General features: G+C 39.4%; 10 protein-coding genes. All 10 read left to right on the top strand.

Annotation, left to right across the window (positions count from 1 at the left end; translation table 11 throughout):
* Positions 1–239: 239 nt before the first annotated feature.
* The 10 genes from V7077_RS16335 to V7077_RS16290 all read left to right on the top strand — a co-directional run bounded on the left by V7077_RS16335 (position 240) and on the right by V7077_RS16290 (position 10,944).
* Complete coding sequence (locus V7077_RS16335; RefSeq protein ID WP_335503857.1) at positions 240–1,082, top strand: polysaccharide deacetylase family protein; 843 nt, start codon at positions 240–242, stop codon at positions 1,080–1,082.
* A gap of 54 nt (positions 1,083–1,136) precedes the next feature.
* On the top strand, positions 1,137–1,427 hold the full coding sequence (locus V7077_RS16330; protein ID WP_335503855.1) for a hypothetical protein: 291 nt from the start codon (positions 1,137–1,139) through the stop codon (positions 1,425–1,427).
* A gap of 383 nt (positions 1,428–1,810) precedes the next feature.
* Positions 1,811–2,563 carry an IclR family transcriptional regulator gene (locus V7077_RS16325; RefSeq protein ID WP_335503853.1) on the top strand — a complete coding sequence of 251 codons (753 nt, stop codon included), beginning with the start codon at positions 1,811–1,813 and terminating at the stop codon, positions 2,561–2,563.
* 201 nt (positions 2,564–2,764) lie between these two features.
* Positions 2,765–4,090: an ABC transporter substrate-binding protein gene (locus V7077_RS16320; RefSeq protein WP_335503851.1), complete on the top strand. Its 1,326-nt coding sequence runs from the start codon at positions 2,765–2,767 to the stop codon at positions 4,088–4,090.
* 121 nt (positions 4,091–4,211) lie between these two features.
* The gene (locus V7077_RS16315; protein ID WP_335503849.1) at positions 4,212–5,090 is read left to right on the top strand and encodes a carbohydrate ABC transporter permease; all 879 of its coding nucleotides are present in this window, start codon (positions 4,212–4,214) and stop codon (positions 5,088–5,090) included.
* Entirely contained in the window at positions 5,087–5,911 is an 825-nt protein-coding gene (locus tag V7077_RS16310) for a carbohydrate ABC transporter permease (RefSeq protein ID WP_335503847.1), read from the top strand. The genes V7077_RS16315 and V7077_RS16310 overlap by 4 nt, the downstream gene beginning before the upstream one ends.
* Positions 5,912–5,955: 44 nt before the next feature.
* The gene (locus V7077_RS16305) at positions 5,956–6,591 is read left to right on the top strand and encodes a bifunctional 4-hydroxy-2-oxoglutarate aldolase/2-dehydro-3-deoxy-phosphogluconate aldolase (RefSeq protein ID WP_335503846.1); all 636 of its coding nucleotides are present in this window, start codon (positions 5,956–5,958) and stop codon (positions 6,589–6,591) included.
* A 36-nt stretch (positions 6,592–6,627) separates the two neighbouring features.
* Positions 6,628–7,653, top strand: coding sequence for a 2-dehydro-3-deoxygalactonokinase (locus V7077_RS16300; RefSeq protein ID WP_335503844.1), 1,026 nt, complete (start codon positions 6,628–6,630; stop codon positions 7,651–7,653).
* A 12-nt stretch (positions 7,654–7,665) separates the two neighbouring features.
* Complete coding sequence (gene dgoD, locus V7077_RS16295; RefSeq protein WP_335503842.1) at positions 7,666–8,814, top strand: galactonate dehydratase; 1,149 nt, start codon at positions 7,666–7,668, stop codon at positions 8,812–8,814.
* 405 nt (positions 8,815–9,219) lie between these two features.
* The gene (locus V7077_RS16290) at positions 9,220–10,944 is read left to right on the top strand and encodes a sensor histidine kinase (RefSeq protein ID WP_335503840.1); all 1,725 of its coding nucleotides are present in this window, start codon (positions 9,220–9,222) and stop codon (positions 10,942–10,944) included.
* Positions 10,945–10,958: the final 14 nt, after the last annotated feature.

The raw sequence follows: 10,958 nt of genomic DNA, 5'->3' as shown, positions 1-10,958 counted from the left end.
GGACAGCACAAGCCAGAAAACAGGCGGAGTTGTCCGAAGTCAATTATAGTTCGCTACACTAAGTTGTCCTAAGCAGTTGAAAATCCTAGTTGACACTTTAACGCAATTAGTTGGACTTGACTTAAAATTCGCTCGTTGGGGTAATGAAAGACCGTTTCATTTCCCGAAAACAAAAAAGGAAGCACGCTGGTTAAATGAAACCGTATCTATCAAACAAATATTAATAGGTGGGGAGAATAGTGTCCAACGAACGTTATTTAATACTTAATGCAGATGATTTCGGAATGTGTCATTCTACAAATGAGGCCATCAATACACTCCTTACGGAAGGCTCGATTACTTCCACAAGTCTCATGATGACATGTCCTTGGACATTGGAAGCTGTCCAACTCATTAAACAAAATCCAAGGATGGATGTGGGAATCCACTTTACCCACACAGCCGAATGGAATGTCTACAAATGGGGACCTTTAAAATCAAATATGTCAACTCTAGTGGATGAAAATGGGTACTTTCCTCCAGATACACAAACGGTTATAACAAATGCAGATCCAGAACATCTTCGCGAAGAAGCGATTGCTCAAATAGAATTAGCACTCAAATTAGGATTAGACCCCACCAACATTGACAATCACATGGGAAGCATGCACCACATCATGGAAATCCTGTTAGATTTGTGTGAAAGGTATCAACTGCCATTACGATATGCCAAACAAGGTCATTCGTTCAGAACGCAGGCAAACCATGAAGACATTATCGCGCTTGCAGAAAAAAAGGGGATTCAATTACCAGATTATATTGAAATGTTACCTTTTTTTGCAGCTGAAGGAACAGAACCAGTGTATCAAATCACAAAAGATGCCGCCATTAACTGTATACGTTCATTAAAACCAGGTGTTACGGAATTAGTTTTCCATCCTTCCTTAGATACCAGAGAATTAAAAGGCATCACGGAAACTTGGCCAATGAGGCGGTTTGAATTTGATGTATTTAGGGATCAAGAAATCCGAGAATTACTGCGTTCAGAGGATATAAAGCTGATACAATGGCGCGATTTACGTATTCTACAAAGGAAATTGTGAGAATGAAGCCCGAAAGATTCAAAAGAAGAGTTTTAAGAGATTGTTCAGGGTGAAGTGATAAAGAAGGAAATTATAAAAATCATTAAATGTGGAAGAGTTCAAAACATTGGACTCTTCTTTTCTTTTGGAGGATTCCATGTATATCAAATATACGGAAATACTAGAAAAGCCGAACTGGAATTTAAACAAGAAATGACTAAAAGGGATAATTTAAAACCGCAAAAGGGTGTAAATAATATAGTGGATAACGGTAAAGCCTATATCAATCTCATGACAACAAAGGTTCATCGGCCTTTATCTCTAAATTTTAACAAACAGCAAGCACTTTATCCCATTATCTCCTAGGAACTTTACACTGTTTAATTCTTCCAAGGAACGATCCTAGCTGTCGTAAATATCGTAACTAAAAAAATTATGTTTGGCGTGTTTCTATCGGATAAAAAGAAACTCGCTGTTTCTAAGGAGTTTTCATAGGTTTGATAGAACTTAAGCTGGCAATTGGCAGTCTTTTTGTCGTTGAGGAAAAAAATTAAAAACATATAATGGTATAGTTTAGTTTAATGTAATCATATAAGTCCTTTACTGGAGGGACGTATTCTTTTTTGAAAAATATATCTGAATTTTTAAAACTGGTATTGCAAGAATATATTCCCTGTAGTAACATAAGATTGTAAATCATATATATGATATTAAATCACATATGTGATATAAGAGAGGAGGGGAGATGGATGTCTGTTAAATCAGCAGAACGAGTGTTAAGGGTATTTGAGCTGCTTTCACTGTATCCAGAGGGATTGACGATCAAAGAAATAAGTGAAGCTCTTTCCATTCCACAAAGCAGCACCTCTGGTTTAATTGAAACATTACTAAAAAACAGGTACTTGACTGCGGATGCCTTTAGAAAATATAACCTGGGTCCCAAACTGGTTCAACTTGGTAATGTAGCAATGGATTACTTGGATATTTCTTCACAAGGAACGCCTTATCTTAAACAGTTGATGGAAGAAGTGCAGGAGACCGTCTTTATGGCAATGCTTGAGGGTTCTGAATTAGTTTATCTAGTAAAACTAAGCAGTAATCGTTCCATACGTACCACTGCAGAACCTGGAAAAAGCAAGCCTTTGTACTGTACGGGATTAGGAAAGGCTTTTTTAACATTTCTTCCGCCGAATAAGAAGGAAGAAATGATTAGTCAACTGAAACTTGAGCCCATCACCCAAAAGACAATCACTAATAAAGAGTCCTTATTGCAGCAGCTAGAATTGTTTGCTCAACTAGGTTATTCCATTGATGACGAAGAGAATGAGGAAGGCTTGTATTGCCTTGCAGCACCTGTATATGGGGTGAACCATACCATTCAGGCGGCAATTAGTGTGGCAGGTCCGAAAGAAAGAATGCTAATACAAAGGGAAATTATCCTAAAGAAGCTACTAGAAACTTCTAATAAAATATCAAATAGTCTGGGTTGCGGATCCATCTGAATCCAGTATTAGAAATTATTTCAGCAACATAATTATGGTTTGTATCTAAACGAATTACACTGAGAAAAATTTTTTATAGTATTCATCACTGCTAAAAAAATTTTTTTAAAATGCTATTGTAATTCGTTTTTCTCTAAAATATAATGAAAACGCTAACAAGATTCACAATCTTTAGTATATTAAAAAATAAGGGGGAAGATTATGAAAAAGAGTTTGGTAGGTTTTAAGAAAGCTGCTGGGTTTCTTGCGTTAGCGGTAGGGATTAGTGCTTCACTGGCGGGCTGCGGCGGAGGGTCGGAGACATCCTCTGGTTCAAATTCATCCAATAAGGCTGAGAAAAAAGTACAGGAAATTCGGGTAGTTGCAGCCAACCATCCATGGACAGAGTCTATTAAAAAGATGCTGCCAGAGTTTGAAAAAGAGACTGGTATAAAAGTGAAAGTAGATAGCTACTTTGAAGACCAGTTAACACAAAAAACAGCCGTAGAGTTTGCTTCAAACTCTAAGAACATTGACGTAGTCATGTTCCGTCCGCTTCAAGACGGAAAGATGTTCCATAAGAGCGGGTACTTTGCAGATATGACAGGTTATGTTTCAAAAGAAAAGGGCTACACTGATGATTTCATTCCATCCTCTTTAGGCAGTGTAAAGGATGGCGAAAAGATATTTGGATTACCGCTTGTAACGGAAACGGAAGTTCTATACTACCGTAAGGACCTTTTAGAAAAAGCAGGTTTAGAGGTTCCAAAAACACTCGAAGAACTTGAAAAAGCAGCCAAGCAATTAAATGACCCTGCTAAAGGTGTATCTGGGTTTGTTGCACGTGGTAAAAGGGCCGCTGCTGTTACTCAGTTCTCCAGCTTCCTATATGGGTTTGGCGGAGACTTCATGAAGGATGGGAAATCTACTCTGACTTCTCCTGAAGCGATTGAAGCCTTTAATTATTATGGAAATCTATTAAATAAATATGGGCCAAAAGGTACTTTAAACATGAGCTGGCCAGAAGCAATGGCGGTGTTTACTCAAGGAAAGGCAGCGTTCTATACAGATGCTTCCTCTTTATTCACAAATGCAACGGATCCAGCTAAATCACAGGTTGCAGACAAGGTTGGATTTGCGCCTTTCCCAGCTGGACCAAATGGTGCCAAGCCATATAATGTTACTTCTTGGGGTCTTGGTATTGGTGCGAACTCTGAAAAGAAGGATGCAGCATGGCAGTTTATTAAGTGGGTAGAAAGCAAAGAAATGGTTATGAAGCTTCAAGCAGAGGGAAATCCTGGTGCGCGTATCTCCGTCTGGGAATCTGCAGAAGGAACGGCGAAATTCCCGAAAGATTTAGCAGAAGCGATTGCGGCGAATGGCGGGGAGAAAGGTGTGCCTTATGATCGTCCAGTTGTTATCAATGTAGGAAATGCACGCGACACCATTGGTGATGTCATTCTAGCAGCCATTGAAGGCAAAGATGTAAAGGCAGCTGCAGAAAAAGCGGATGGAGAATTCCAAAAAATTCTTGAAAGTGAAAAATAAAAAGTTGATTTAACCTAATTCTTAACGGCTTCGGTGAGCCATCTGGGTTTGATTTACCGGAGGGCTCTCTGAGGCCGTTTGTCTTAGGTCCAGCCACGACCTAGTAAGGAGGAACAGAAAAATGACAAACTGGATTGATCGTAACATCAAGTGGGTTTTTACTATGCCAGCTGTGATTTTTGTAGCGCTCATGATGGTTATGCCTGTGGGCTATACCTTTTGGCTGAGTTTTCATGATTGGAATATGTCCAACATTACTCCCCCTATGTGGATAGCGTTTCAAAATTATACAGAGCTTTTTCATGACGAACTTTTTATAAAATCTTTAAAACTAATGTTCTACTTTACTATTGCCTCCGTTGCAATTGAAACGGTACTCGGAGTGGGCCTTGCCATCTTGATGAACCAGAATATTGTTGGAAAAGGAATTGTAAAGACCTTATTCCTGCTGCCAATGGTGGCCACCCCTGTTGCAGTAGGGTTAATCTGGGTATTGATTTATGAGCCAAACATTGGGATTGCGAATGTTTTTTTACATAAGTTAGGGTTGCCAGGACAAGAATGGCTAACATCTCAAAACCTTGTCATGCCTTCGTTAATCTTCATTGATGTTTGGGAATGGACACCAATGATTGCCTTAATCGTGCTTGCGGGCCTAGTATCCTTGCCGAAGGATCCCTATGAAGCAGCAATGATTGATGGAGCGAATACATGGCAATCGTTTAGCAAAATTACGCTTCCTCTTCTAAAGCCAACACTTTACTCTGCTATATTACTTAGAATGATAGATGCGTTAAAAACCTTTGATATTATTTATGCAACCACACAAGGTGGACCAGGTACATCATCTCAAACCATTAACATTTACGGATATGTGTTAGGGTTCCAATATTTTAAAATTGGTCAGGCTTCGGCCCTGCTGATGGTCTTCTTTGTGATTGTTCTCTCCATCAGTATCTTTACGATCCTATTACGAAAAAGAGCGGGGGTAAACCTATGAGTGGGAAAAAACCAAAGAAAATCAGCGTCGTCCTGACTCATGTGGGGGTTTACTTTGCCCTGTTCTTGTTCTTGCTACCTTTCCTTTGGATGATCCTTGCGTCGTTCAAAACGCAAGTACAAATATTGAATACCTCTAAAATCTTTGAAATCACTGCCAATTTCAGTAACTACATCAGTATTTTTAAAGAATATTCTTTTCTTCAGTTTATTTGGAACAGCTTTGTCGTTGGGGTAGGGGCGACCCTTTTCGGACTGATCCTTGGACTCCCGGCTGCTTACGCAATTGCCAAATATAAGCAGCAGGGCCTGGGACTATTAATTCTTGTTGCCAGAATTGTACCGGGGATTTCCTTCCTGATTCCATGGTTTATTATTTTCTCGAAATTGCAGTTAATCGACACGTATACCTCATTAATATTGAGCCATATGCTAGTCACGATGCCATTTATTATTTGGGTAATGATTCCCTTTTTTGAAGGGCTTCCCCATGAATTGGAGGAATCTGCACGGGTAGATGGCTGTTCAATTCCGACTGCATTTATCCGAGTGATGCTTCCAATCTCTGGACCGGGGATTGTCACCTCCTCGATTCTGGCGTTTATTTTTTCCTGGAATAACTTTATGTTCTCTTTAATTCTTGCAGGTGATAACACAAAAACCTTGCCGATTGCGGTCTTTAACTTCATTTCATACTCTGATATAAACTGGGGAGGTTTAATGGCGGCATCGGTTACCATTACAGCACCGGTGCTGGTATTGGCGCTATTTGCCCAGCGCTATATTATTGCGGGTTTAACGGGCGGAAGTGTAAAGGGCTAAGGCTGTCGGAAGAAAATACGATGAGCGAATAGGAGATGAGCAGAATGATAACCTCGACATTAGAAAAAATAAGACAAGCAAAACTGGTAGCCATCATCCGCAGTCACTCTCTTGAAGGTCTGGAAAATACGGTGGAAAGTCTTTACCGGGGGGGCATTCGTGCGGTTGAAATCACGATGAATACCCCTGGAGCTCTTGCCGGGATTGAACGGATGAAGGAGAAGTATCCGGAATTGCTGATGGGGGCAGGGACAGTACTAGATTCAGAGACGGCAAGACTTGCCATTCTGTCTGGTTCAGATTTTATTCTCACCCCAACATCGAAAAAAGAAACGATTGAAACAGCAAACCGCTATAATGTACCGATTATCCCAGGAGTCATGACACCTACGGAGGCGCTGACTGCCTATGAATACGGGGCCCAAATGGTTAAAATATTCCCGATCAGATCTCTTGGACCTAAATATCTATCAGACTTAAAGGGCCCGTTACCTTTTGTCGAAACTATGGCAGTCGGAGGGATTTCGCTCGAGAATGCAGCAGATTATTTACAGGCAGGAGCAAGCGCCTTAGGAATTGGCAGTTCACTGGTAGATGAAAAGCTTCTGATGTCAGGTGATTATGCAGAGATTGAAAGACGGGCAGCATGTTTCGTAGCAACTGCTCAAAAGTTTGATTAACCATATATGAATTTCAAAAGAAAAGCGGTGCTGGCAATGAAGGTAATCCTGATTGATTCTGGAACGACCAATTCCAGAATAAGGCTTTACGATAGAATAACCAGCCAAGTCCTTGATGCTGAGAAGATTCGTGTAGGGGTAAGAGATACAGCGATTTCAGGGGACAATGACCATCTGAAAGCTAAATTAAGTGAGGGAATAGCACGATTACTAATGAAAAATCAACTAGCTGCCTCTGATATTGGATATATTACTGCATCAGGGATGATTACCTCGAATCTTGGAGTATATGAAATGCCTCACATTCCAAGCCCTGCTGGTGTAACTGACTTTGCAAGGTGTTCTAAAGCAGTCAAACTTAAAGAATTTTTCGATATCCCTTGTATCTTTATTCCGGGGATGAAAAATTCGGTTATATACGACAGTTCAGATGATGCATTTCCATCTATTAATGCTTTTGATGTTATGCGCGGGGAGGAAGTAGAAACATTTGGGTTATTGAAGCAATTGAAGGTAAAAGGCAAGGGAATGATGATCCTCCCAGGTTCTCATACCAAGTTTGTATCCGTCGACGAGCACAAGCAGTTGTTATACTGCTTATCCACCTTAGGGGGGGAGACGCTTCATGCTCTCCAGAAGGAGACGATTCTTTCCAGCTCACTAAATCAAAATTTAGTGGAAAGTATTGACAAGGATATGCTTGAGAAAGGGTTTGAAGCCGCTAAGAAATATGGGTTAACAAGAACGTTCTACCATGTTCGCTTGTTCCACTTATTTGCGAATCTGGATGAGAACCAGCGGGCCAATTATTTTACAGGTGCCGTAATCTATTCTGACCTTCAGGCACTTTTCCAAACATTAGGAAAGTCTGATGATATCCAATGGTTTATTGTAGGTGGTTCCAATCCATTACGCAAGGTATTTGCCCATTTATTAAGGTATATCAATCAGGATTGGGAAATTGTGGAGGCGGATGATCGACAGGTTGAGTATTCTGTTGTTTTCGGGGCAGAAGAGATTGTTTCAAGATGTCATGAGCTTACCAGTTTAATAGATTATTAAGGGGTGTTTTGGATGAAAATACGCAGTTATGAGCTTTTTCAAGTTCCCCCGCGTTGGTTATTTCTAAAAATCGAAACGGATGAAGGAATCGTGGGCTGGGGAGAACCGGTTATTGAAGGAAGGGCCTCAACCGTTAAGGCTTGTGTGGAAGAATTAATGGAATATCTAATTGGCAAGGATCCCTTACGGATTGAAGATCATTGGAGTATGTTATATCGTTCCGGATTTTATCGCGGCGGTCCAATCCTGATGAGTGCCATTTCTGGAATTGACCAAGCGCTTTGGGATATTAAAGGAAAATACTATAATGCTCCTGTATACCAGCTTTTAGGAGGGGCCTGCCGCGATTCCATCAGAGTCTATTCGTGGATTGGCGGAGACCGTCCGTCGGAAGTCGGTCAGGCGGCTAAGAAGGTAGTCGATGCCGGCTTTACGGCAGTCAAGATGAATGGGACAGAAGAGCTTCAGTATGTTGATTCATATGAAAAAATTGACCAGGTATTAGAGCGGATCGCGGCAGTTCGTGAATCGGTCGGACCGTATATTGGAATCGGAATTGATTTTCACGGGCGTGTGCATAAGCCGATGGCCAAAATTCTAGCAAAGGAATTGGAACAGTTCCGTCCTATGTTTATTGAGGAGCCTGTGTTGTCTGAAAATAATGAGGCATTAAAAGAGATTTCTCAGCATACTTCTATCCCGATTGCCACAGGTGAACGGATGTTTTCACGCTGGGACTTTAAATCTATTCTAGCAGATGGCCATGTGGACATTATTCAGCCGGATTTGTCGCATGCAGGCGGGATTACTGAATGCAAGAAAATCGCTTCGATGGCAGAGGCTTATGATGTTGCATTAGCACCGCACTGTCCATTAGGACCGATTGCTCTTTCGGCTTGTCTTCAAGTGGATGCAACCGCACATAATGCCTTTATACAGGAGCAAAGTTTGGGGATTCATTATAATCAAGGTAATGACCTGCTGGATTATATTAAGGATAAATCCGTTTTTGAGTATAAAGATGGATATGTTTCAATTCCGCAGGGGCCTGGGCTAGGAATTGAGATTGACGAGGAGTTTGTGAGAAAGCTAGCGGCCGTCGGTCACAATTGGCGAAATCCTATTTGGCGGCATAAGGATGGAAGTATTGCCGAGTGGTAAGCAATTTAGGTTTAGTAAAGGGCTATCAATTTGATAGCCTTTTTGTTTTGTGTCGAAGAACCGTTTTCTCTTAGAGGCAGTTTTTCTTATATAGTGAAAAACAGCTTCAACAAATGGAACCGGTAATACCAAGGAATACACTATTAAATATGATTCTGCACATCCTTTGGGATGCCCATTGCAGGTCTTGAGTGAGTGCTCAAGACTTTTTTCTTTATTGGCAGTTTTAATTATTCTACGTTATTGACGACCGAGCGTAAGAAAAAAGTTCCTCGAGGGTAATCAATATAGGACTTTTGAATGGATTTGCCGACAATTAATTTATAATTTTTTCATTATTTAAAAAATAAATCATGTATAATAAGATTTAGTAGTTTGTAAGGGATTACATCAGGAGGGCTACCAATGCGGAAGATGAAGCCTATTTTTAACTCGTTGCTATTTAAACTCTTTTTTAGTGTGTTATTTATTATTGGTCCACTAATCGTGGTTCATATTGTAAATAACTATTATGCGGTGGAAGTGATAAGGAGTCAGGTAGCCCAGTCAAACAAAAATATGCTGAACATTTATATGGACCAAATTGATAAAGGTTTGGATGGTGCTGGAAAATATATCTTTCAAATGACTCAGAACAATACCGATTTATATTATCTTCAATATAATGACTCCTTAGATTCCAATGATTATGAGGAAGCAAAAATTCGCTTATTTAATACGATTACCAATCAATCTTATTTATACACTTCTATTGATTCCATTTTTATCTACTCAAAGGCCTATAAGGATTTATTATTTACACAAAATTCTTCAGAAGATTATTTTGGGCGTTATGAAGCAAGGGATGAAATTTATCAGTTACTTGAGAAGAATCCTAATGGGCTTCAAGAAGGGACATGGAATATCTGGAAGGGAAAACAAAATTATTACCTGATCCAATATTATAATGTTAATGGAGTATATGTTGGCGCCTGGGTGAATATGGACAAACTTATTACACCGTTTAAATATATTGATTTTGGTGATACAGGAAGGGCATTGCTGGCAACTTCTAATTTTGAACCCATTACTAATCAAGCCTTTATTAAAAAGGAAAAGATAGATTTAACCATTAAGCAGAAAAAGTATGTCATAACTGGGGAAAAAGATCGGTTTGTATTAATGAAAAAAAAATCATCACAAGCTAATTTCTATCTTGCGGCATTAATACCTGAGAAGCAAATCCTCGAGAAACTTCCGTTTTTACAGCGGATTTCGTCGTTAATAACTCTATTAGCGGTAGTGTTTCTCCTATTTTTTATCTTTATTATGAGAAAAGTCTTTCTGCAACCTATTAATCTAATTGTTTCTGCTATGAAGAAACTGCGAAAAGGAGATCTCGACATTCGTCTTCCTGCCAATCGGAATTCGACAGAATTTCAGATGATGAATGGTACCTTTAACCATATGGTTTCTGAAATTAAGGACTTAAAAATAAATGTATATGAAGAAAAGCTAAATTTACAAAAGGCTGAACTAAAGCATTTACAGCTGCAGATTAACCCACACTTTTTTCTTAATTCATTGAATATCATTTATAATCTGGCTACAGTAAAGGATTTTACTATCATTCAGGAGATGGCAAAATGTCTGGCCAATTATTTTCGGTTTATGTGTCGCAGTAATTCGTATTTTGTTAAATTGGAGGATGAATTAAAGCACACGGAAAATTATTTGAAAATTCAACAGCTTCGATTCCCTGAATCCTTTAAATATTTTATTGAATCACCACCAGAATCTTTAAATTGCAAAATACCTCCTTTAGTCATTCAAACCATTGTTGAAAACTCCATTAAACATGCCTTTAATCTTGATGACTCTCTTAATATTTTTATAGAGGTAATGAAAGAAGCTGATTCTGAGTTTTTGAACATTAAAATACAAGATTCGGGAGAAGGGTTCCCAGAGGATGTTTTACGAAGTTTAAATGAAGACAAGCCTTTAACAAATGAGGAAGGGGAGCGGCTGGGAATTTGGAATGTAAAACAGAGACTAAGTTTGTTATATGGAGAAAAAGCAGCAATCCGATTTTTCAATGAGCAGGGCAAGGGTGCAACCGTCGAAATACAAATTCCTAATGATTTAATTTAAACTAAGGGGTGGTA

Origin of the sequence: Neobacillus vireti (assembly GCF_036962465.1) — a bacterium.
GTDB lineage: Bacteria > Bacillota > Bacilli > Bacillales > Cytobacillaceae > Neobacillus > Neobacillus vireti_B.
The sequence above is the reverse complement of the archived record's forward strand: the minus strand, read 5'-3'. Positions and strand labels throughout refer to the sequence as shown.